Source organism: Roseovarius sp. EL26, from assembly GCF_900327775.1.
Classification (GTDB): Bacteria; Pseudomonadota; Alphaproteobacteria; order Rhodobacterales; family Rhodobacteraceae; genus Roseovarius.
Genome location: NZ_OUMZ01000007.1, coordinates 322084 through 345242, shown reverse-complemented (window position 1 = coordinate 345242; position 23159 = coordinate 322084). Strand labels below are relative to the sequence as shown.

General features: G+C 52.2%; 22 protein-coding genes and 1 tRNA gene. 19 read left to right on the top strand and 4 right to left on the bottom strand.

Annotation, left to right across the window (positions count from 1 at the left end; all coding sequences use genetic code 11):
* Positions 1-6: 6 nt before the first annotated feature.
* The 11 genes from D9A02_RS09550 to D9A02_RS09500 all read left to right on the top strand — a co-directional run bounded on the left by D9A02_RS09550 (position 7) and on the right by D9A02_RS09500 (position 9479).
* Positions 7-891 carry a carbon-nitrogen hydrolase family protein gene (locus D9A02_RS09550; RefSeq protein WP_120500756.1) on the top strand — a complete coding sequence of 295 codons (885 nt, stop codon included), beginning with the start codon at positions 7-9 and terminating at the stop codon, positions 889-891.
* Positions 892-973: 82 nt separating this feature from the next.
* Entirely contained in the window at positions 974-1192 is a 219-nt protein-coding gene (infA, locus tag D9A02_RS09545) for a translation initiation factor IF-1 (protein WP_005978431.1), read from the top strand.
* A 13-nt stretch (positions 1193-1205) separates the two neighbouring features.
* Complete coding sequence (locus D9A02_RS09540; protein ID WP_120500755.1) at positions 1206-1787, top strand: nucleoside triphosphate pyrophosphatase; 582 nt, start codon at positions 1206-1208, stop codon at positions 1785-1787.
* The gene (locus tag D9A02_RS09535) at positions 1784-2812 is read left to right on the top strand and encodes a ribonuclease E/G (RefSeq protein ID WP_120500754.1); all 1029 of its coding nucleotides are present in this window, start codon (positions 1784-1786) and stop codon (positions 2810-2812) included. The genes D9A02_RS09540 and D9A02_RS09535 overlap by 4 nt, the downstream gene beginning before the upstream one ends.
* Positions 2809-2991: a DNA gyrase inhibitor YacG gene (locus tag D9A02_RS09530; RefSeq protein WP_120500753.1), complete on the top strand. Its 183-nt coding sequence runs from the start codon at positions 2809-2811 to the stop codon at positions 2989-2991. The genes D9A02_RS09535 and D9A02_RS09530 overlap by 4 nt, the downstream gene beginning before the upstream one ends.
* Positions 2992-3069: 78 nt before the next feature.
* Positions 3070-3144 (top strand) — tRNA-Phe (locus D9A02_RS09525).
* A 51-nt stretch (positions 3145-3195) separates the two neighbouring features.
* A complete protein-coding gene (locus tag D9A02_RS09520; RefSeq protein WP_120500752.1) occupies positions 3196-4485 on the top strand; it encodes a DUF3095 domain-containing protein in 1290 nt (429 codons plus the stop codon).
* A 368-nt stretch (positions 4486-4853) separates the two neighbouring features.
* On the top strand, positions 4854-5726 hold the full coding sequence (locus tag D9A02_RS09515; RefSeq protein WP_120500751.1) for a metal-dependent phosphohydrolase: 873 nt from the start codon (positions 4854-4856) through the stop codon (positions 5724-5726).
* Between the two features lie 360 nt (positions 5727-6086).
* Positions 6087-7817: an ATP-binding protein gene (locus D9A02_RS09510; RefSeq protein ID WP_120500750.1), complete on the top strand. Its 1731-nt coding sequence runs from the start codon at positions 6087-6089 to the stop codon at positions 7815-7817.
* A gap of 19 nt (positions 7818-7836) precedes the next feature.
* Entirely contained in the window at positions 7837-8226 is a 390-nt protein-coding gene (locus tag D9A02_RS09505; RefSeq protein ID WP_254054595.1) for a response regulator, read from the top strand.
* Positions 8223-9479, top strand: coding sequence for an adenylate/guanylate cyclase domain-containing protein (locus tag D9A02_RS09500; protein WP_120500749.1), 1257 nt, complete (start codon positions 8223-8225; stop codon positions 9477-9479). Before D9A02_RS09505 ends, D9A02_RS09500 begins: the two co-directional genes overlap by 4 nt.
* Positions 9480-9677: 198 nt before the next feature.
* Here D9A02_RS09500 and D9A02_RS09495 read toward each other — a convergent pair whose 3' ends face one another.
* From D9A02_RS09495 to D9A02_RS09485, 3 genes are all read right to left on the bottom strand, one after another.
* Positions 9678-10301, bottom strand: a complete 624-nt coding sequence (locus D9A02_RS09495; RefSeq protein ID WP_120500748.1) for a Crp/Fnr family transcriptional regulator — start codon at positions 10299-10301, stop codon at positions 9678-9680.
* Between the two features lie 135 nt (positions 10302-10436).
* Entirely contained in the window at positions 10437-11855 is a 1419-nt protein-coding gene (locus D9A02_RS09490; protein WP_120500747.1) for an MATE family efflux transporter, read from the bottom strand.
* Positions 11856-12169: 314 nt separating this feature from the next.
* On the bottom strand, positions 12170-12676 hold the full coding sequence (locus tag D9A02_RS09485; protein WP_162933022.1) for a Crp/Fnr family transcriptional regulator: 507 nt from the start codon (positions 12674-12676) through the stop codon (positions 12170-12172).
* Between the two features lie 388 nt (positions 12677-13064).
* On the opposite strand from D9A02_RS09485, the gene D9A02_RS09475 reads away from it, so the two are divergent.
* Together D9A02_RS09475 and D9A02_RS09470 are read left to right on the top strand one after the other, a co-directional pair.
* Positions 13065-13316, top strand: coding sequence for an alkyl sulfatase C-terminal domain-containing protein (locus tag D9A02_RS09475; RefSeq protein WP_120500744.1), 252 nt, complete (start codon positions 13065-13067; stop codon positions 13314-13316).
* 382 nt (positions 13317-13698) lie between these two features.
* Entirely contained in the window at positions 13699-14580 is an 882-nt protein-coding gene (locus D9A02_RS09470; RefSeq protein ID WP_120500743.1) for a hypothetical protein, read from the top strand.
* A gap of 500 nt (positions 14581-15080) precedes the next feature.
* Here D9A02_RS09470 and D9A02_RS09465 read toward each other — a convergent pair whose 3' ends face one another.
* Positions 15081-15731: a TetR family transcriptional regulator C-terminal domain-containing protein gene (locus D9A02_RS09465; protein ID WP_120500742.1), complete on the bottom strand. Its 651-nt coding sequence runs from the start codon at positions 15729-15731 to the stop codon at positions 15081-15083.
* A gap of 190 nt (positions 15732-15921) precedes the next feature.
* Between D9A02_RS09465 and D9A02_RS09460 the strand changes: the two genes are divergently transcribed.
* The 6 genes from D9A02_RS09460 to D9A02_RS09435 all read left to right on the top strand — a co-directional run bounded on the left by D9A02_RS09460 (position 15922) and on the right by D9A02_RS09435 (position 23107).
* Positions 15922-16785: an ABC transporter permease gene (locus D9A02_RS09460; RefSeq protein WP_120500741.1), complete on the top strand. Its 864-nt coding sequence runs from the start codon at positions 15922-15924 to the stop codon at positions 16783-16785.
* Positions 16782-17576 carry an ABC transporter permease gene (locus tag D9A02_RS09455; protein WP_120500740.1) on the top strand — a complete coding sequence of 265 codons (795 nt, stop codon included), beginning with the start codon at positions 16782-16784 and terminating at the stop codon, positions 17574-17576. Before D9A02_RS09460 ends, D9A02_RS09455 begins: the two co-directional genes overlap by 4 nt.
* Positions 17577-17595: 19 nt before the next feature.
* The gene (locus D9A02_RS09450) at positions 17596-18696 is read left to right on the top strand and encodes an ABC transporter ATP-binding protein (RefSeq protein WP_120500739.1); all 1101 of its coding nucleotides are present in this window, start codon (positions 17596-17598) and stop codon (positions 18694-18696) included.
* 20 nt (positions 18697-18716) lie between these two features.
* Positions 18717-19775, top strand: a complete 1059-nt coding sequence (locus tag D9A02_RS09445) for a PotD/PotF family extracellular solute-binding protein (RefSeq protein ID WP_120502460.1) — start codon at positions 18717-18719, stop codon at positions 19773-19775.
* A 63-nt stretch (positions 19776-19838) separates the two neighbouring features.
* Positions 19839-21908, top strand: coding sequence for an FAD-dependent oxidoreductase (locus D9A02_RS09440; RefSeq protein WP_120500738.1), 2070 nt, complete (start codon positions 19839-19841; stop codon positions 21906-21908).
* The gene (locus D9A02_RS09435) at positions 21908-23107 is read left to right on the top strand and encodes an aromatic ring-hydroxylating dioxygenase subunit alpha (RefSeq protein ID WP_120500737.1); all 1200 of its coding nucleotides are present in this window, start codon (positions 21908-21910) and stop codon (positions 23105-23107) included. Before D9A02_RS09440 ends, D9A02_RS09435 begins: the two co-directional genes overlap by 1 nt.
* Positions 23108-23159 lie beyond the last annotated feature (52 nt).

Genomic DNA, 23159 nt, shown 5'->3' with positions numbered 1-23159 from the left:
GCAGCCATGAAAATCGCGACCGCCGCCTATCCGCTTAATCCGCTGACAAGCTGGGCCAATTACGTCACCAAGATCGAAGACTGGGTGCGTACCGCCGCGGGTCAAGGTGCGGAGCTTCTCGTTTTTCCCGAATACGGATCAATGGAGCTGGCCATGTTGTCGGGCCCCGAAGTTGCAGGTGATCTGGAATGCAGCCTGAAAGCAGTCTCAGACCTGACCCCCGATGCGGATGCCCTGCATTCCGATCTGGCGGCTAAATACAATGTGCACATCTGCGCCGCCTCTGCGCCGGTTTATGACCCTGCTTTAGGTGCGCGACCTGTAAACCGTGCCCGGCTGTTCAGCCCCGATGGTGGCTGTGGCGTTCAGGATAAGCAAATCATGACACGGTATGAGCGCACCCCAATGGAGATGGCTTCAGGCGGGCCATTGCGATTATTCGAAACGGCTCTTGGCAAGATTGGTATTCTCACCTGCTATGACAGCGAATTCCCCCTGCTGGGTCGAGCCTTGCAGGATGCTGATCTGATCCTTGTCCCCTCCTGCACCGAGGCGCTTTCGGGCTATTGGCGCGTGCGCATCGGTGCCATGAGCAGAGCGCTTGAAAATCAGTGTGTGACTGTGATGGCATCGATCGTTGGCGAGGCCGCGTGGAATCAGGTGGCCGATGCAAATACGGGAATGGGCGGTATCTTTGGCCCACCAGACGTGGGCTTTCCAGCAACCGGTGTATTGGCCGAAGGCACGCTGAATGCCCCCGGCTGGACCTATGCCGAGGTTGACCTGAACGCCATCGCACATGTGCGTGCGGATGGTCGTGTGCTCAACCGCACTCACTGGGCCGAACAGTCCGGTCGCGACAAGACGGTCACACCTAAGCGATTAGGCTGATTATCCCCTTGAAAACCACGATCAATAGGCGCATTTAGTGCCCTGTCCGCGAACAGGCGGATTAGAAAACTAAGGAGAGACCATGGCCAAGGAAGATACGCTCGAATTTCCCGGTGTTGTGAAGGAACTCCTGCCCAATGCGACATTTCGGGTCGAGCTTGAAAACGGCCATGAGATCATCGCACATACGGCAGGAAAAATGCGCAAGAACCGGATCCGTGTTCTGGCAGGCGACAAGGTGCAGGTCGAAATGACCCCCTATGACCTGACCAAGGGCCGCATCAACTATCGCTTTAAGTAAGCGACTGAAATCAATGCGTTTAATTCTCGGATCGGGAAGCCCGCGCCGTCGTGATCTGCTGGCGCAGATTGGCGTTGTGGCGGATGAAATTCGCCCGCCCGAGATTGATGAGACCCCGCACAAGGGCGAGTTACCTCGCCCTTATTGCATTCGAATGGCCGCTGAGAAAGCACAAGCCATTACACTGAACGCGGGGGAAGTTGTGCTCTCTGCCGATACCACGGTGGCACTTGGCCGTCGCATTCTTGGCAAACCCGAAGACGCCAATGAAGCCACACGATTCTTGCGCGCCATGTCCGGACGTCGCCATTCGGTGATTACGGCCGTGGCCGTGCGCACAAGTGATCGTCTTTGGCAACGTGATGTTGTCACGGCTGTGAAAATGAAACGCCTCAGTGATGAGGAGCTCAACAGCTATTTGGCCACCAATGATTGGCAGGGCAAGGCTGGCGGCTATGGCATCCAAGGCCCTGCCGGGGCTTTTGTGCCATGGATACAGGGCTCTTTTACGTCTGTGGTAGGATTGCCCATCACTGAAACCGCAGCACTATTACAGGCTGCCGGATACCCCGTTTGGAAAGGTGCATCATCATGAAGGGTCAAATGATCGTTCTGGATCAATATGCCGGAGGCGAAGCCGCCGCATTGATGGTCGATGGCAAGCTGGAAGATCTTTACCTGGACCACGACGCACCGCGCCCCGGCGCGATCTACCGCGCCATTGCCGACCGTCCGGTCAAAGGCCAGGGCGGCATGTTCGTGAAAACCCCGGATGGATCTGCCTTTCTACGCCAGGTCAAAGGGTTATCCCCCGGACAACCAATCTTGGTGCAGGTCACCGGTTATGCCGAACCGGGTAAAGCCATCCCAGTAACCACCAAAATTCTGTTCAAAAGCCGCTATGCTATTGTCACACCTGACGCACCCGGTATCAATGTCTCACGCAGTATCAAGGATGACGACCTGCGCGATACCTTGCAAGGCTTGGCCAAGGCCGCGATGCCCGAAGGATCTAACGTGGGGCTGATTATACGTTCCTCCTGTGCAGCAGCAGATATGGATGAAATCTCTGATGACATCGAGACGATGGTAGATCTGGCCACCGCAATTATGTCCGAGGCCGAGGGCGACAGCGCTGAAAAGCTAACCGAAGGTGATGGACCACATGCGTTGGCGTGGCGTGAATGGGTCGATCCGGCACAGATTGAGACCGAAGACGGCAGCTTTGAAGTCACGGGCGTGGCCGACCATCTGGCCGAACTGGAAAGTGCACAGGTGCCTCTGGGGGCTGGTTCCAGCATGTATATCGAGCCGACCCGCGCCCTAACCGCCGTCGACATCAACACCGGCAACGACATGTCACCCGCCGCGGGCCTCAAGGCCAATCTGGCCGCTGCGGCCGACCTGCCCCGCCATTGCCGGATCCGTGGCATAGGTGGCCAAATCACGCTGGATCTGGCACCGATGTCGAAAAAACACCGTCGCCAATTTGAAAACGCTCTGCGCACCGCATTCCGCACCGATACGGTGGAAACGGCATTGGTTGGTTGGACCCCGTTGGGACACTTTGAGTTACAACGTAAACGCGACCGCCTGCCCTATCATGAGGCTTTGTCATGAGCTGCCCGGGGTGCGGAAAACCAACCCAGAAAACGTTTCGCCCATTCTGCTCAAAACGCTGCGCAGACGTCGATCTGGGCCGCTGGATGAACGGCGATTACGCCCTGCCCTCACAGGATCCAGACGATGAAGAGCGGGTTGCAGAAGAGCTGGCTCAACAAATCACAAGACCACACTAATTTTTTCGCCGAACCCTCTGGACAGCCCCTCCTCGCTCGCCTAGAAGGCCAACACCCGAACGTGAAAACGTTCCCCGTGCCCGGGTAGCTCAGGGGTAGAGCAGTGGATTGAAAATCCTCGTGTCGGTGGTTCGATTCCGCCCCTGGGCACCACTTCTCCCCCTATTTTACAGACTCGAATGCACCTCTTTTGTGTTATTAAAAATGCACAAACATGCTATACACTTTGAAAGAGTGAATTTTGGCTCGGGATTTCAAGTCAATATCATTTGCAATCAGCGAACAGCTATTGGAAGGCTCATCATCAGTTTGACACCGCAAAAGGCTACACAGGATTTCTATTCGGGTCTTCCAGCTTTTGTTGATTTCCGGGAAGTCGCTGATTTGAAACATTACCAAGCGCTGCCTGATGACTGGACCCTGATCGTTTCGGATGTAGTAGAATCCACGAGAGCGATAAAAAGGGGTGAATACAAAAACGTTAACATGGTTGGCGCAGCGTTTCTGACAGCAGTAATCAATGTTAGCGAAGGGGTGTCATTGCCATTCGTCTTTGGTGGTGATGGGGGGGTGATCGCAGTCCCGCCAAGTTTGTTGAATAGCGCATGTGAAGAAGCAGGGAAACTGCAGGCGGCATCCTTGAACCTTTTCGGGTTGTCGTTACGAACCGCTGCAATTCCTGTGTCCGCACTGCGATCTTCTGGCGCAGACATACTTGTTGGAAAATACCATTTGTCGGAAGGAAACCACCTTGCGATGTTCGCGGGCAATGGTGTTGCTATGGCTGATGAATGGCTCAAAGCGGACGTCCATAGCAAAGGCTATGCACTCTTACCAAATGAAGATAATAAATATCCCGACTTGCAAGGCCTCTCATGCCGGTGGGAGCCTTTGAAAGCCAAGAACGGCACCATGCTCACGACAATATTGCTCCCATACAATATTGACGCGACTAAGGAAATACAGACCATTACCGATGCGATAGGTGATATACTAGGCGATCAAATCTCAAATTTCGCGCCAGCCCATGATTCAACATTGAAGTTTCGGTTTCCGCCATCAGGCCTGTCGCTCGAAATAGCCGCAGGTGCGCACAGCTCGAATCGTTTTAAGCGTACTATTTGGGCCTATCTGACCGCTTTAATACAATACTTTTGCGAACGATTTGGTGTTTCAGTTGGTGACTATAACGGTGCGACTTATCGTGAGGAGCTAAAATCCAACACCGACTATCGCAAATACGATGGCGCGTTACGAATGGTTCTCGATGTGAGCCCGCAGCAGGCCGCTAGGATCGAGGATTTTCTGGAATTGGAATACCAAGCGAAAAAAGTGATTTATGGGACATGGAAAGCTGACCAGGCCATGATGACTTGCCTCCTGTTCAGCCTATCAGAAAGTAAACACGTTCATTTCATAGATGGCGCTGACGGAGGATATGCAATGGCTGCTAGTGATTTAAAGCTGCGTATGAAAGGCACAACCAAGGTGTAGTTGGTCGAAATGATAATTGTGCATACTTGATAAAAAGGGAGCAATTACATTGACCATCATGTCTGTTCGTGCAGCAGTAATCTGATCGCGTTGCTTCCGATCCGCAACATTTCTTACGCCGTAGTCATACGCGATTGTGAACTGGGTATTCAGATCGGGATAAAGCAGCTCAACAGCCTTGCTTTTGGGTCGATATCACGAACCTGATTATACATCCAAATCATTGAAATAAATATAAAAAGTAACGGGACGTGCGATCAAAATAAAACAAGCGTAGTTTACACTTTATACCACTTCAAGGTTAGTTGATAAGGCAATGTTTTATGCTAAAGTACACCGGATTTCTTCGGCCAGTCGAGGACACTATCATGTTCAATCTCGCCACTGTGGTAGCTGCTGAATTTGGCGATCACCTTGCAGAAACTTATCTGGAATTTTTTCCAGATAAGAAGCCCGAGTACGCAGCTTTCTTAAATGACTATGCCAGAGAAGCACTGGAACACCTGAGCTGCTCCGACGCGCCTTACCACAACGCCGAACATACGATGATGGTTACCTTGGTTGGTCAGCAAATCATTCGCGGCATGCTTGAAACCCGCACCGTGAAACCTGAGGACTGGCTGCATTATATTTTAGCGCTCTTGCTTCATGACATCGGCTTTACCCGTGGCGTCTGCGATGGCGATACCGAAAGCGAAGTCGTTACCAACGAAACAGGAAACAGGATTTGCCCACCCCGCGGTGCTACAGATGCGTTTCTTGCCCCTTACCATGTTGACCGTGGCAAGATTTATGTTCGCCATCGCTTTGCTGACTCTAACCTGATCGACGCAGAACGCATCGCGCAATCCATTGAATTCACCCGATTTCCCGTGCCAAGCGACGCAACCTATGCCTGCACCGAAAGTGAACCTGCCTTGGTACGGGCGGCAGACCTAATCGGTCAGATCGCTGACCCATATTACTTCCGCAAGATTAGTGGTCTTTATCACGAGTTTGTCGAAACTGGTTATGCGCAGAAGCTTGGGTGTGATACGCCCATGGATTTGATGGAGCAGTTTCCAGACTTCTATCACGGGCAGGTGCAGCCGTTGATTGGCCCTGCGCTAAAGCATCTGACACAAACGATAGAGGGTAAAAAATGGGTGGAGCAACTAAACGACCACGCTTCCCTGAATGCTCGTCACAGTCGTCGCCTTGGGCCATTCCCCGGTCCCTCAAACAATGGCGACGCCACCTGAGCTGACTGAGGGATTTACAACTTCAGCTAGTTCAGCCCTGACATGTTATAGGGTGTTGTCAGGCGAATTCGAACTCGTCTCGATGCGTGTCGTGTATAGTAGCTCTATTTGCAAACGCGGCAGGCCGCTGAGATGAAGTGGGCTTGGCGCCCGAAGGAGTTGATGACTTTCCCCACCAGATCGCCTCACACTGCTTTGAAATAAAACCGCTATTCCTGCAGAAATGTTTGTAATCAGACAGGAAAGTCGTCAAATCAGTGGTGAAGGAATAGCGGGGCCTGACCCTAGATAGGTCTTGCAAGATTTGCGTTGCATCTGATTTAGTGACCCTAAGTAAAGTAAACTCTTTGGGGCTAGCGTTTGCAGGAAACCGACAATCAGGAATTCGAGGGTGAGCTTCGTATACACGAGGCACTGGACGTCGCGTCGACAACACCGGTTTTTGCTTTCTACACTCTTTTGGCCTTTTCAGTCATGATCTTTCAGATCGGCCCCTCAAACCTGACAATACCTGCTATCACAGCCGTGGCTCTGCAGTTGTTTATTAATCTGATGGGAATGAAGAGCTATTACGCCCTGCGTAAGAAATCCCGACCTAAATCCATTTCCAAGCGGCGGCTAAAAGTAATTCTGATTACTTCGCTGATCCTGGGGGCCAGTTGGGGCAGCTTCAATTTTTTCATGATACCGTATCTGGAGCCGCATTCGCAAATGTTGCTGTATCTTTTTGCATTCATCGGGGCATTTGGCGGGGCCACAACATTTTCATTAAGGGTGTCATGGGGTTTTTCCGGTCCAATCCTCTTCTTGACATGGGTGGCCATGCTGCTTTGGGGGTCGCTCGAATGGTACATTAACACAATAACCATTCTGGGCACTGTTTTTGCAATTACGCAGTTGACATTCCTTACGCGAAAAAGCGCCATCAATGGCATCAAGTTGACGCTGGCCAACACTAAGGCGCTGAACGATCAGCTTAAGGCCGAAAACCAAATGCGCGAGCTGGCGCGCATTCCCGAAGAGAACCCCAACCCAGTCTTGCGTGTTACAGAACAGGGCGAACTCGCTTATGCCAATAAGGCAAGCTCTCCATTGATCGAAGCACTGCAGCTGAAGGTTGGTGACCGAGTAGGAACGGATTGGAGTAAGCGCGTCATCACGGGTTTGAATGGGGATCAACGGCAAGATTTCGAGTACGAGGCCGATGGTCAGATCTATGCTCTTTTGCTTTGGCCGGTTCCAGAAGGCGGGTACGTGAACATTTACGGCCGGGATATTACCACTCTCAAAAAGACGCAAAGCTCCCTTATCCATGCAGAGAAAATGGCAAGTCTGGGTCAGCTGACGGCTGGCATCGCGCACGAGATCAAAAATCCGCTGAATTTCGTGAATAACTTCTCCAAGCTTTCCATGGAAATGATGGATGAACTTGTCGACGTTTTGAAAGAACCGCTCGGCTCTCTGAAAGAGGACGACCGGGAAGACGCCGAAGACTTGATTCAGACCGTGGTAGGTAACTTGCAAAAAATAGGCGTACACGGTCATCGCGCAGACAGCATCGTCAAAAACATGCTTTTGCACTCGCGCGAGGGGACGACAGAGAAGCAGCGTGTAGGTCTAAATACGCTCGTGCAGGAAGCCGCCAATCTTGCGTATCATGGTGCGCGTGCAACGGACAAAACCTTTAACGTGGACGTCCAGACGGATTTTGACGGTGAGGTCGGCGATGTGGAATGCTTGCCGCAAGAGTTGCAGCGCGTTGTGCTGAATATGTGTTCCAATGGCATGTACGAAGCCGCGAGAAACGCGGGCTCTTATGGCCGAGAACCTATTTTGAAAGTATCGACCCAACGTATGGGAAGGCGTTATGAGGTGAGGGTCACAGACAATGGTGGCGGTATCCCTGAAGATATGCGTGACAAAATTTTTAACCCGTTTTTCACCACCAAACCCACGGGTGAAGGCACCGGGCTGGGTCTTTCCATGAGTTTCGATATTATCAAACAGCATGATGGTGGGCTATCTTTTGAAACTGAGTTGGGCCAAGGGACTACATTCCTGTTCTACCTACCTGCGCCAAATGATGAATAATCTGCGAAAGGATTGCGTGATGCCAAAGATACTGCTGGTCGATGACGAACCCGACGCAGAAGCGCTCTTCCGGCAGAACTTCCGGCGCGAGATACGAAAGAACCAATACGAATTCATGTACGCACAATCCGGACATGAGGCCCTTGAAATACTGGTTTCGCCGATTCCGCCAGATGTTCTTCTGGTCTTGTCTGATATCAATATGCCCGGAATGTCCGGTCTTGAATTGCTAGACGAAGTTAAATCCAGGGCCCCTGATCTCCCTGTAATCATGGTCACTGCATACGGAGATAAGGGAACAGAAACCGAAGCGGTCAGGCGCGGCGCCAGAGGGTTGGTCTCCAAGCCCGTCAATTTTGAGGACCTTAAAAATTCGTTGGCCATTATGGTGGATGAAATCTCACAATGACAAACACAGCACGTATCCTCGTGGTCGATGATGAGCCGGATGTAGAGGCGCTGATTACTCAAAAATTCCGTCGCGAAATTCGCAAAGGCCAGATGGAATTTGTTTTTGCGCAGAATGGCCAAGAGGCGCTTGATCATCTGGCTATAGACACTGACGTGATGATGGTTTTGTCTGACATAAATATGCCCAAGATGGACGGCCTAACCCTACTGACACATCTGGGTGAAGATTATCAGGATCTTAAAACTGTTGTTGTTTCCGCTTATGGCGATATGGAAAACATTCGTATCGCCATGAACCGCGGCGCGTTCGACTTTCTAACGAAGCCCATTGAATTTGACGATCTTGAGGCCACGATAAGTAAGACGCTGTCGCATCTTGAAGCTTTTCAGAAACTACAGCGCGAGAAAACCGAAGCCGAACTGGCCCGCGCAACTCTTTCTCGGTATTTTTCCCCAAATGTTGTGAAAACGCTCTCCGAAGGGGGAGGCGAGATCGAAGCCGGCGGTAAACGCTGTGAGGCGACATTTCTGTTCACAGATCTGGCCGGTTTCACACCGCTGGTAGAATCCACAGATTCTGACACGATCGTCGCGCTGCTGAACGACTACATAGAAGGCGTCGCCAGCGTGATTTTCGCGCATGAAGGCACCGTCATGAAGATCATCGGCGATGCGTTTCACGCAACATTTGGCGCGCCGGTGCCGCAACCTGATCATGCAGCGCGATCCGTTAATGCGGCGCTGGAAATTGATGCGTTTTCCGAAAAGTTTCGAAAAACCTGGAAGGACAAAGGCGTAGATCTTGGACTAACGCGGATCGGCCTGAACACCGGCGAGGCTGTGATTGGAAATTTCGGTGGCAAGTCGTTCTTCGATTTCACGGCTTATGGGGATGCGGTAAATGTTGCTGCGCGTCTTGAGGCCGCCAACAAATCGCTTGGCACTCGAATTTGCATGAGCGAGACGACGCGCGCCCAAATACCTGATTTTCATGGACGACCTTCCGGAAATCTCCTGCTTCCGGGAAAGTCCCAACCTTTGGCGGCTTTTGAGCCGCTCACAAAAGAGCGTGATGCCCTTCCTGCTATGGCAAATTATCGGACGGCATATAGCAAACTGGCGGAAGGATCCGATACGGCGCGCCAGCTCTTTGCCGCGTTGATTGCGGACTTGCCTGACGACCCCTTAACGCTACTGCACTTGCGACGGGCACTTTCGGGAGCAATCAATGTCGACGTTGAGATGTCTTAACCCTGACCTCGAATATGCCTTGGTGGACACCCCGCCGATGCCCACGTCTCAAAAGGGGAATGACGCTCGAACCCGAGCGTTCCAAAGGCGGCCTGACAACGAAGATCTATGCCGCTGTGGATTCCTTGGGCATAGCCACCCGGTTTACGACTAAGCCAGGGCAATGGAGCGATATGAAGCCACGCGACATTACTCGGGTTAAGCCTCCTGCGTTTGCGCGGCATTCGCCACGAGCCGCCTGGTGACCAAGCGCATCACGGCCATGGCGAATTTAGGGTCTTCATATTGCAGTCGCGTAAAGCGTTTCTCGTTGAGTTCGTAAACAACCGTATCCTCTACGCAACGAACCGACGCCATTCGCTCAGCACTGCTGTTGAAGAAAGCCATCTCGCCAAAAATCTTTCCCGCAGGCACGGTCACATTCTGACCCTCGATTTCAACGAGGCCCTCGGCCAGATAATAAAGGCTGTCAACCGGATCGCCCTTTTCGAAAACAACATCGCCCGACTGGATAATACGCTTTTTTCCGTAAGCCATGGCGCCGGAAAAATCAGGTTCTGACTCGTCCGTCATATGCGTCACCAATCTGCGTAGCGCGATGAGTTCGTAGAGACGATAGGCGTTGATGGAGAGCAAGATGGCTTCAATCGCCAGAAGCGGCCAGATCTGAAACAAAGCGCTATAGATGATGAAGCAGACCGACGATAAAATCACGAGGACACGCAGCCAGATCATCGAATTCATAGAGAACGTCGCCAATTTGAACAAAACAGCGAGCCAGCCAACGGCCTCAATGATGTGGTGTGTGGTGATAAATTCCATTGGCTTATTCTCCTAATGCACCTCTCGAGCCAATAGCCAGATCAAGGACTTGGTCAAACGCTACGGCCATGTTGCCGCTTCCATGCTAAATGTACAGTTTTAGTCGACGTCAGAGTTTTGGTTCTTAGGCCAGGGTCATTTGTCTCCCACATGCTTCTGGAGGGTATGGGCAATGAGGCTGCCATGGCCAAAGAGCGCGCTATGGCTGCGGTGCCGCATGTTTTCTTGCGGTGGGTTCTTTATCAGCCGCCAACCCAACCATATCGCGACTGATGCAAAGAGGACGCTTCCGAGCGCCTGTCCAATTAAAACCCCCTGCGCGCCCATCAAGAACCCACCAGCGACAACAAACGGCCAAGTGCCCAGAGTGTTCTGCCCCCAATTCAACCACGTCGAATAAGACGGGCGGCCTAGCGTGTTGAATGACGCGCTCGCCACAAAGACCGAGCCACTGAAGAACGATGACAGCGCAACGGGGAAGCAGTAGAGGTAAATCAGTTCCCTCGTCAGGTTCTCAGCATTAAAGAGATCAGCAATCGGACCACGTAAGGCCAACAAGATCATGGTTACACAGAACACATAGATCGCAACGAACTTAATGGCATCGAGATAAGCGCGCCTGACCCGATCAACATGGCCAGCACCGAAATTCTGCCCGATAATTGGCCCGATGGCACCCGACAACGCCCAAATGACGGAGAAGGCGACGGGTGTCATCCTCCCGATCACAGCCATCCCAGCCACCGCCTCAGATCCGAATTTTGACATTTCGCGGGTCACGATCGCCGTACCAATGGGCGTGGCCACATTGGCCAGCACGGCCCGACTGGCAAAATGCGTCACTGTCTGGAGATCACGCCAGAGCAAGCGCAAGCCTGGGGAAACAAACGTATTGTGCTTGCGCAACGCCGGATAAAGGGCAAGGCCTAGCGTCACGAATCGCGCCGCCACCGTTGCCCAGGCCGCGCCTGGCAAGCCCATGTTCAGGGCGAAGATGAAGATCGGGTCAAGCACCGCATTGGTCAACGCCCCGAAAAGGGCTGGATACATCGCCAGCCGGTTCTCTCCGCGGCACCGCAGCGCTGCGACGGTAACCATGGACAGGCCCGAAACCCAGGTGAATGGCACGACAATCCAAAGATAGGTTGCCGCCAGTTCAGCCACCTGTCCCGTAGCACCGAGAAGGCCTACGAAAAACTCAATGTTGAACAATAATATCAGAGGTATGGCGACCCCGGTCACCATGACAAGCATGGCTGTACTTGTGGCATATTCTCGGGCCTCCAGCTCATCATCCTCGCCGATTGACCGCGACACCAAAACGCCGGCTGCGACCGACAGACCAATGTTGATTGCGCTGGTAAAGAACATGAGAGCACTGGCATAACCCGCCGCGGCGGCCATCTCCTCATACCCAAGCATCGAAATGAATATCAAGTCGATCAGATCTACCGCATAGATCGCCATCAGGCCTATGCTAGCCGTGAAAGATGACACCGAAACGTGACGCATAATGCTGCCAGTGGTATAAATCGCGTTTTTCCCGGTTGTCATCTCAAATGTCTCATAATTGGGCCGGCCATCACCGTGTAAGCACTCCGGGGCCGCATAAATTCCCCTTTGCATTCTACCAGTGTACAAACATTAGTTAGATGCTGGTAGTCTCGAGTTTCATAGGACCCCCAGCCAGACCGCCCGTAACCAAAGCTGTCTGCCGCATAGAGAATTTTACACTATACAATCTCTGCTAGGTCTTGCTAGATTAACTTGGCTTGATGCGTGCGCAGGCTTTTATAACCTTCAGAGATGAGCAAACGCTCTCCATTCAAATACTTCATGACCAGCCCCGGGATCATCCGTTTGGTGCCTTATGAAGGTATAAGTAACAATTTGCGATTTAGGATTTTGATGTTGCGATAGCTCACTTCAATCGCACCTATTGCTTCCAGATCTTTTAAGATAATCCCAACAGAATTCCGCGATAGCGATGTCATTTCGGCCAATTCGCTTTGGCTAAGTGGCAGCTCCTTAGGATCACCCTCGCTTCCTAATCCAAACATCTGACCATCACCGATTAGCCTAAGAAGGTTTAGCGAAACACGATTGTTGGAATTCTTCTCCAAACCGCAGGCGACAATGGTCATCATGTGCTTGATATGCCCTGCTGTTAACCGTGCCAAACCGGCCCAGACTTCTGGCATATGCTGGGTGAGAACTTGCAGTTTATGAAAGGGGAAATGCGCCACTTTACAATCTGTTCTGGCAGTTACCCTTATAACCCGATCAATGTCCAAAGTGTAGGCAGTATCTCCGCCCCAAGCCCCGGCACAAGAGACATGGAGTAATATCGGAGGTGTACTCAAAGGCGCGATCATGATGTTGCTCCACCCATCTACCATCGCAATGATCGATCCTTTTGGGTCGCCAATTTGATAGATTTCACCGCCCTTTCGCCATCTGGCCCACAGACTTAACTTGGATGTTGCAGCGATATCGCTGATGATAGCACCTCTGAGTGTCTCAGGGCGTGATAATCAACGAGATCCACAATGAAGTAAGGTACCACAAAGCCTGCGAAACCAACAACATTGATCCCACTGTCGCCTGCCGATAGCGCGCCATTGTGTGTTGAAATAATGCGTGGTGCAGAACCGATCATTGCCAAAGGTCACGAGCTGATCGAGGTTGGGGAAATATCTGGAAACGACCGAAATCCTGAACAAACTTGTCTATGCGGAAGCCGACAACTAGACCGGTAAGCACTTGCTGGCAGATGCGTTCGAGCAAATTGGCTATCAACAAGAAAGCCCAAGCGTGCGCAACAGCTTTCTGGAGGGCGCATCTGAGCTGCGTTATGGCGTGCCGGCTGGTTTCGTCGCCGACCTTGCAAGGCCGGATATCATCCGGACGATGTCTACTTCAATGTGGTTGGATTTTATAGCCATCCGTCGGGGCAGCAGCAAGGTTGTCGGCGTGAACTTTGTGGTAAACCTGAACCTCCCAGATATCGAATAGCGACACATTGTAGAGTTCAGCAATGCTACACCAGAAAATCTGGTTGAGGCAGGCACCGCCACGATGGAGGGCGATCTGGTTATTCTAGATCAGATGAGATCAACGCTGGTACAGTTCGATGTAGGTTTCGAAGCCCTACCCAGCATAGGTACTCCGAACTTGACGCCAGAAGCTAAACCTCTGTCCCAACCAGTAGCTCTGGCGGTTAAGCGGGATACCAATAATCAAGGCCGCTTATGAGAGTGGCCTTTTTTGTGTCTACGTGTGATTTTTGCAAAATATTCTGGTCATTTTCAATTGCATCGGCAAACGTAAAACATACGGTTAGCTATCGCTGACCCTAGATGAAATTAGCGTAACATCATTTAGAAAGCGGGTGCACATGTCCGGATCGGTCATTGTAAACATATTTTTTCCTGCCATTACATTTGCGATCATGCTCATTACCGGCACGGGCGCCGATGTCAGGGGCTTTTCTGCGATACGCAGCAAGCTCATGACCGTGTTGATTTGTTTTTCTGCTCAGTTGGTTTTGCTGCCATTGATCGCAGTCTCGATTGCCAGCGTTCTAGGTTTGTCACCTCTGGTCGCAGTAGGCCTTGTCATACTGTCAATTTCACCAGGTGGTACATTGTCAAACTTTTATACCTACTTCGGTCGTGAAAACGTAGAACTGTCGGTGGCGCTGACGGCCATCGGCGTGTTTGTCTATGCCGTCGCGTTTCCCTTTCTGATCGCAGTCGTCTCTTCGGTTTTCGAACCCATCTCTGGAAACCTCAACCTTCCTGTCATGAAAATGACGCAGCAGATTTTATTCTTTGTAGCGGTGCCTATGGCCATAGGAATGTGGATACGCAACCGGTTTGTAAACGCCGTAGAATTGGCGCGGCACCGTCTGGACATTTTGGCCAATCTGCTTGTTTTGGCTCTGGTCGGCGTTTCGACCTGGGTTGGTTGGCCGATTCTCAAGCTGTCATTGCCTGAAATCGCACTTGCCAGCGCACTCTTTACAACTGCGGCTTTAGGTGTCGGGGCGCTTGTTACTCGCGGGATCGACCCAAGGGATCGCCCAGCTGTCACAATCGAATGTGCTGTCAGAAACGTCCCCGTGGCGGTTATCGTGATGAGCAACGCCTTTGACGATCTCACTATCGTGGGTTTTTTCGTCGGCTACTTTCTATTCCACGCACCAATTTTGATGGGCTACAGCACAATGTGCCGCAAAACGGTATGCAAACACTCGAAATACCCGCCTCATTCTTAAGTAGCCAAATATAATGTGTTTTGTCTGCCGTCAGGTTTTTGGAATCAAAAGCGACTGAAACAAAAAGGGAATTCGGCACATCTGGTTGGTTTGATTAAGCGTGAAGTAGTTGGGAACTTTCAATGTAACAATTGTGATTTTAGATCAATTTGGAAAAGTAGACGATACCGTTAGGCGGCGATGTCAGACGAATTCCAACTCGCCTCATACCTGACATCAATCCCACGTTCAGCCGGCATATCTTCGCATTGCCGCAAGGATAGGCCATAGTGGATGCGCAATTTCACTTCAAAACAGATAATATCACGGCTGGATTTGAAATACTAAAACGGGCATTTACTGGTCATAATCGAAAACTATCCCTGCCCTATCGCAGGGGCAAGCGGTCAACTTAACAATGCCCTCTCAGGGGCTTTCGCATATAATTTCGCGCTGTTTGGTCACCATTGCTTGCCACTTACCCCAATGATCATAGTAGCCAGTGCCCAACTACCCCACATTTATCCCTTACCCAGAATGGCACCTTGCAGATCAAAATGTTTTGGGAACATTGCACTCAAAAAGCGAAAAACGATGCGCATTGCTTCTTGGCGATCAAAAGAGGTCGGGTGTAATAAATAGTCCGTCCACATCCCTTCGAGCATTGCCAGTGTCCCATGTGTTGCGTCGCGGGCCACCGACGCGGGATCAGAAGATTGCGTTTCACCCGCAATACGCAGGAAAGCATTGTGCACCATGTTGCGTAGTTTACCATCGCGGGTATCCGAGTATGCGGCAACCGCCGCTCGATTGCGGGCCTCGCCACGAAAGGCGTACCAGATGCTTACGTTTCGATGGTTGAGCACCTCTTCACCAAGGTCCCCCCTCACAATCATCGCGATGCGTTCCTGACCACTGGGCCCGGCCAACTGCAGCAGCTCTTCCAGACCATTATAGTATTGCTCGCTTGAGTGGCGCACAGCCTGATCGATCAGGTTATCCTTGCCACCAAAATGCAAGTGAACCATGCCGCGCGATAATTCCGCCCGTTGGATAATCTCACTGACTGATGTGGCGGACACCCCCAATTCAGCAACAGAATCCAGCGTGGCTTCAATCAGCGCAAGACGATTGTTCTCTCTGGTTTGTTGACGTTTTCCGCTTTGTTCCACGAGCTTGAAGCCTATTTTTATAGTCTTTTTCTATCTTTTATTGGTAGTTATGCGCATCTGTCTGTGCTTTCGCAAGATCACGCCTGAACTTTATCCTTGACTCAAGGGTGTTGAAAATACCATCTTTAAATGGACGATCGTCCATTTTGTGTTTTCATGATGCAGAATGACACCAAGCCAATGAGGTTTCATGAGCCGGTATCTGAAAACTGAGGCCGCCAAGGGCATCGCGCTAAGCGCGCCTGCATCGCTGTATGTTGGGCTGCTGGTGGTGATCCCTCTGGGCATTCTGGTGGTCTATTCGTTCTGGACGCAAACCTATGTAGAAATTGACCGCACCTTCACGCTTGCCAACTACAAAGAGGCGATAAACGACCCGCTTGTTCGGTTTTTATTGCTACGCTCCATTATGATCGCAGGCGGCGTGACCATGATCACGGTCGCGCTGGCTTATCCGATCGCGTATTTCATTGCCTTTCGCACACAGAAAAAAACCACATGGCTGTTGCTGATCACCATTCCATTCTGGAGCAGCTACCTGCTTCGGGTTTTCAGTTGGAAGCTGATCCTTGGATTTAACGGAGTGATGAACTCAGCCCTATTGTCTGTTGGTGTCATTTCTGAACCCCTGACATTTTTGCTCTATAATGAGTTCGCGGTCATGCTGACGCTGGCACATGCTTGGGCCCCTTTCGCCATCCTGCCAATCTACGTCAGCCTGCAAAAAATTGATCGCAGTTTTCTGGAAGCGGCAACTGATCTTGGCTGCAACAAGTTGGAGCGGTTTTTGCGCGTCACCCTTCCGCTAACGCTGCCCGGCATCATCGCCGCGAGCCTGATCATCTTTATTCCGACTGTCGGCGATTATGTAACCCCTGCCCTTGTGGGTGGATCGCAAGGTAAGATGATCGCCAATCTCATTCAGGTGCAATTTGGCGCGGCGAACAATTGGCCCTTGGGGGCCACGCTTTCACTGATGGCCATGATGTCCGTCGGACTGGTTGCCATTGGTTACGTTCTTCTGGTCAGAATGTTGGGGAGACGTATCCGATGATTGGGCTTCCGCGTATTTCCGGGCTTTATCTATACGCCCTGCTCTATCTGGTGTTTCTATACCTGCCGGTGCTGCTGCTGCCGCTGTTCTCATTCAATGATGGCACTATTGTCGCCTTCCCGCTCAAGGGCTTTACGCTCAAATGGTATGGACAGTTGGGCGCGCAGGAAACCTTGCTGCAGGCTATGGTCAATTCACTCATCGTTGGCAGTGTCACGGCGGTGATGTCGACATCTCTTGGACTGTTCGCTGCACGGGCCTATGTACGATACCGTTTTAAAGCACGCGAGCTGTCTGAGGGTCTGGTTATGCTGCCGCTGGTCATTCCCGGCATTATTGTCGCCAGCTCGATGCTTGTCATGTTCATCAGCATGGGGCTGAAGCCCAGCCTGACCACCGTCATATTGGGCCATGTCTTTTTGGCCTTACCTTTCGCCGTTTCAATCATGAAGTCAGCCTTTGATGACTTTGATCAATCGCTTGAAGAAGCCGCATTTGATCTGGGTGAAACAGTCGTTGGTGTCTTTCGCCGTGTCACCTTACCGATCGTGTCGCCGGGCATTATTGCCAGCCTTTTGGTGACATTCACTGTCTCTTTCGATGAATTTGTGCTGGCCTTCTTCTTGTCGGGCAATCAACCCACCCTACCCGTCTATATCTGGAGCCAGATCCGCTTTCCTGCAAAGCTGCCCAACACATTGGCGCTAGGTTCACTGCTTTTGTTGTCCTCAGTGATCTTGCTGCTGGTCGCAGAGTATTTCCGCCGTCGTTCCACCAAATCAACGCAATGAAACAAAGGACCTCAACCCTATGAGTGACCAGAACATCATCGAGATCCAGGGAGTGGAAAAGCGGTTCGGTTCCTTTGTTGCCGTGCGCAATATGAACCTGAACCTGCGTGAGGGTGAGTTCTTTTCACTGCTCGGGCCATCAGGATGTGGTAAAACCACCGCGTTGCGAATGATCGCTGGTTTTCAAGACCATGAAGAGGGTGAAATTCGCATCGATGGCCAGTTGATGGAGGATATTCCCGCCAACAAACGCCCCACCAATATGGTCTTTCAAAGCTATGCGATTTTCCCGCATCTGAATGTCGGCGATAACGTGGCCTTTGGCCTGCGCAAAGGCGGGTTGACCAAGCAGGATATCAAAGAACGTGTGGCAGAAGCCTTGGAAATGGTGGAGCTGGGCGGGCTGGAAAACCGCAAGGCAAATGAGTTATCCGGCGGACAACGCCAGCGGGTCGCGCTGGCACGGGCGCTTGTCATGCGGCCCAAGGTATTGCTGCTGGATGAACCCCTATCTGCCCTGGACAAAAACCTGCGCGAAGCCATGCAGCTGGAAATGCGGCGGCTTCAGCAAAAGCTTGGTATCACGTTTGTGATGGTCACCCATGACCAATATGAAGCGATGACCATGTCCGACCGAATTGGCGTGATGTTCGCAGGCGAGCTCAAGCAGGTTGATAAGCCAGAAGTGCTCTATGCCCGGCCCTGCAATCGCGAAGTGGCGTCGTTTATTGGCGGCATGAATTTTTTGCACGCCAATGTTCTGTCTGAAAAAAACGAAACGCTGAATATCGACCTGCAGGGGTTTGGGGCGCTGGACATCAGCGTGAACCCAAATGTTGCCACCCATGACCGCGCCCTGCTGGTAGGGGTCAGGCCGGAACAGCTGGAAATTGCTGCGGCGCAACCAGATGGGTACGATGCCTATGCCCAAGGCAGCATCAGTGACGTCGCCTTTTACGGTGAAAGTGTTCACTACTATGTGCGGATTGATGGCGTCCCTGACCCAATTTCCGTTGCTGTTCCAAACTATTTTCACACAGTCGACCACAAGCGCGGAGACGCGGTCTGGCTGGGTGTTCAAAGCGCCTCGGTCATCGATCTTGGCAAACGCGATACATGAAACATCTGGGAGGAAAAATCATGACAAAAACATCATTATCACTCGTCAGCGCTGCTGTGGCAGGGCTAACCAGTTCAATTGCCTACGCCGGGGCCGAAGATTTGGTGATCTTCGATTGGTCTGGTTATGAGGATCAGGGCTTTTATGGCTCTTACGTGGAAAAGCACGGCGGCGCGCCAAGCTATACCTATTTTGGCAGCGTCGAAGAAGCCTTTACCAAGCTGCAATCAGGCTTTGAGGCCGACCTTGCCCACCCTTGTACCGATGCTTTGCGTAAATGGGTTGCTGCCGATCTGATAATGCCCATCGACACGAGCCGTCTGGACAACTGGGACAAGCTTTTGCCGCAGATCAAGGATGTCGACGGCGTGATCATTGATGGTGAAACTTACATGGTACCGTTTGAGTGGGGAAACACCGGGCTGATCTATCGCACGGATATGATTTCTGGCGACGACGTATCTATTCAACTGATGGCAGATCCCGCCTATCAGGGAAAGATTGCAGTGCCGGATGCAGCATCCAGCGCCTATGCTCTGGCAGCATTGGCAACCGGGGCCTCCAGCTACACCAACATGAACGATGAAGAGTTCCAAAAGGCCTCTGATTTCTTGCGCTCAATACATCAAAATGTCCGGTTTTACTGGTCTGATGCGGGTCAACTGGATCAAGCGATTGCCAGCGGTGAGGTCACCATGGGTTGGGGCTGGAACCAATCCGAGCTGAACCTCATCTGGAACGAAACGCCTGCCGTGATGATGCGCGACACTGACAAGGGCATCGCAACCTGGGTCTGCGGCTATGTCCATCTGAAGAGTGCAAAACAATCCGATGATCAAATCTACGACATGCTCAACGCCCTGAGCGACGAAGCAAGCGGCAAGTACATCATCGAAAATTGGGGCTACGCGCACTCGAATGCGGAGGCCTTCAAATCAGCCGATCAAAGCCTGATTGAAACCTACGGGTTTGCCGATGTTGACAGCTTCTTTGAAAAAAGCCTGTTCTTTGACGCTGTTGAGCCCAAACTTGAAGGTCGCATGTTGAAAGAATTCGAGCGGATCAAAGCCGGATTTTGATCTCAATATAACATCGGGAACCCTTTTGGGTTCCCAGCTCTCCACAAGAAAGAATGCGCGCGAATGTCTGACGCAAATCCATATGGCCTGCTGTTTGAACCGGTTAAAATTGGGCCGGTAACGGCCAAGAACCGTTTCTATCAGGTCCCGCATTGCACCGGTCTGGGGCATGTCCGCCCCCGTGCTGATGCCGGCGTGCGCGGCATGAAAGCAGCCGGCGGCTGGGCAGTGGTCTCAAATCAAGAAACGGAAATCCACCCAACATCGGACCTGGCGCCTTTTGCCGAAGGACGGCTTTGGGATGCGCGCGATGTGCCCGCCCTGCGTCTGATGACTGAGGCGGTGCACGCCCATGACGCGCTTGCCGCCGTTCAGCTGGTCCACAACGGCAATCACGCGCAAAACCACCTGAGCCGTGCGCCTATTCTTGCGCCATCCGAAATGTCCATCGACATGGCGCATCCCAAACAGGCTCGCGCCATGGACAAAGCCGATATTCGCAATTTGCGACAATGGCACCGTGACGCTGCAAAACGCGCCAAAGAGGCCGGGTTTGACATCATCTACGTCTACGCCGGTCACAACATGACAATCGCGCAACACTTCATGCTGCCACACATGAACCAACGCAGCGACGAATACGGCGGATCACTGGAAAATCGTGTTCGCCTGACCCGTGAGCTGCTTGAAGATACGCTCGAAATCGCAGGCGGGGATTGCGCCGTTGCCCTCCGCTTTGCCATCGATGAAATGCAGGGCCCCGACGGTATGCAGGCCTCCGAGGAAGGCCGCGCTGTTGTTGAGTTGCTCGCTGACCTTCCTGACCTATGGGATGTGAACATCGCCGATTGGTCAAACGATTCCGCCACTACCCGGTTTCAGCCGCAAGATGGGTATCAAAACGACTATTTAGCTTATGTAAAAAAGGTTACGAACAAGCCTGTGGTTGGCGTTGGCCGCCTGACCTCGCCTGACATGATGCTATCAATGGTCAAAAAAGGTATTGTCGATCTGATCGGTGCGGCGCGCCCCTCGATCGCGGATCCCTTTATACCAAACAAGATAAAAGAAGGTCGGATTGACGAAATTCGCGAATGCATCGGTTGCAACATTTGTGTCGCCTCTGACAATATCGGAATCCCGATCCGCTGCACCCAGAACCCAACTATGGGCGAAGAATGGCGTCGCGGCTGGCATCCAGAGGTGATCGCTCCAAAAGTATCAGACACTGATACATTGGTCATTGGTAGCGGCCCTGCGGGCCTCGAATGTGCCATGCAACTGGCCCGTCGCGGTTATGGCGTCACTCTGGCCGAAGCCCGGTCAGAGTACGGCGGGCGTGTCCTGCGTGAAAGCCAGCTCCCGGGCCTGAATGCCTGGGCACGGGTGATGGATTATCGCCTGAATGATCTCAAACAACGTGCCAACGTGCAGATGTTCACTGACAGTAAACTGGACGCCGAACAAGTCGCCGAACTGGGGATCAAACACGTCTTTGTCGCCACAGGCGCAACATGGCGCACCGACGGGATCGGGCGCAGCACGCAGCGGCACCGACCGCATGTTGCCACAGACGCGCATATCCTGACGCCAGATGACATCATGATTGGTAAAACACCTCCCGATGGTCCGGTCATGGTCTATGATGATGACCAGATTTATCTTGCCGGTGTCATCGCCGAAAAGCTGGCCGCCCAAGGTCGAAGGGTTATCTTTGTGACCCCTGACACCATGGTTTCGGGCTTCACTGCCAACACGTTAGAGCAACACCGCATCCAAGCCCGGCTGATTGAGATCGGCGTTGAGATCCATTGCAACCAGTCTTTGGCGAAGCTTAATCCAGAGGGGGCGCAACTGAGCTGTGCCTATACCGGACGAACAACTGACATCCAGTGTGCCTCGGCCGTTCTGGTCACAGAACGCCACCGGGAAACAGGCCTTTTCACGTCACTACAAAATCTGGGCCTGACGACTTTGGAGCTGATCGGCGACGCCGCAGCACCCGGGTTGATCGTCGACGCTGTTTTTGCAGGCCATCAAGCCGCACGTGATTTCGAACGATCCCCTGAAGAGGTGGATCAACAATACTTCCAACGCGAACTGATCTCTTTAGAAACGGATGAGGTGCTCTGATGGCGCAAGATGATTTGCAACTGATGCGTGACTTAGTTGAAGCCCGGCAAGACGGGTTCGCCCTGCCACGCCATTTTTATACATCTGAAGATGTCTATGAGAATGACATCAAGGCCTACTGGAACCACAGTTGGATCTGGGTTGGTCATGTCAGTCAGGTGCCCCATCCCGGTGATTATTTCCTGTTCGATTATGCAAAGGAAAGCATCATCGTGGTCCGCGACCGTGAAGGCGAAGTGCACGCACATATGAATGTGTGTCGCCATCGGGGTTCGCGTGTGTGCACTGAAAAGCAGGGCAATGCCCGTGTGTTTTCCTGCCCTTACCACGCCTGGACTTTTGATCTAAGCGGCAAGCTGCGTGGTGGCCGGGCTATGGGGCCTGACTTTGATCCCTCGAAATATGGGTTGTTCCCGGCACAGATCCGCATTTTTGAGGGCCTCATTTTTGTCTGCGCCTCGGACCAAGCACCGCCAATTGATGCGGGATTGGCAGAGCTGCAATCTCATGCTGCGCCATTCGATTTTGCCAATATGAAAATTGCGCACGAGGCGTCGTACCCCGTGCCTGCCAACTGGAAGCTCGCGCTTGAAAACTACATGGAGTGTTACCATTGCGCGCCGTCGCATAAGGAATATTCGCGCAGCCATAGCCTGAAAGACCCGACTGAGATGGAGGGTTTGGTAGAGCCCTTGCGCGAACGCTCAAACGCCATTGGGCTAAAGATCGACGAAATTGATCAAACCGGTGAAAATTCTGCAGGCCCAGCCGCAGATGTCTACTGGCGGCGCTATCCACTGTTCGAAGGCTATCAAACCGGCAGCAAAGGTGGCGAGCCTCTTGCTCCCATTCTGGGGCATCTCACCGGATTTGATGGTGGGGCCACTGACATGCAAATCGGACCACTAAACAACTTCTTAATCTACGCAGATCATGTTGTCGGCTACCGCTTTGTACCTACGGCATTGCAGGAAACGGATATTCAGATCGTTTGGTATGTCCGCGGCGATGCCGATGACGGCAAAGACTATAACAAGGAGGATCTGACATGGCTCTGGCATGTCACCTCTCAGGACGACGAGCGGATCATTCGTCATAACCAAGAGGGCGTCAATTCGCACCGGTTTGAACCGGGTCCGTTATCAGAAATGGAATGGGGAATTTTGACGTTCTACCACAGCTATCTCAGCATGATCTGAAGTTTCACCATTTAAAACGTAGCGCCTGACGATCCTGCCGTCAGGCGCTTTG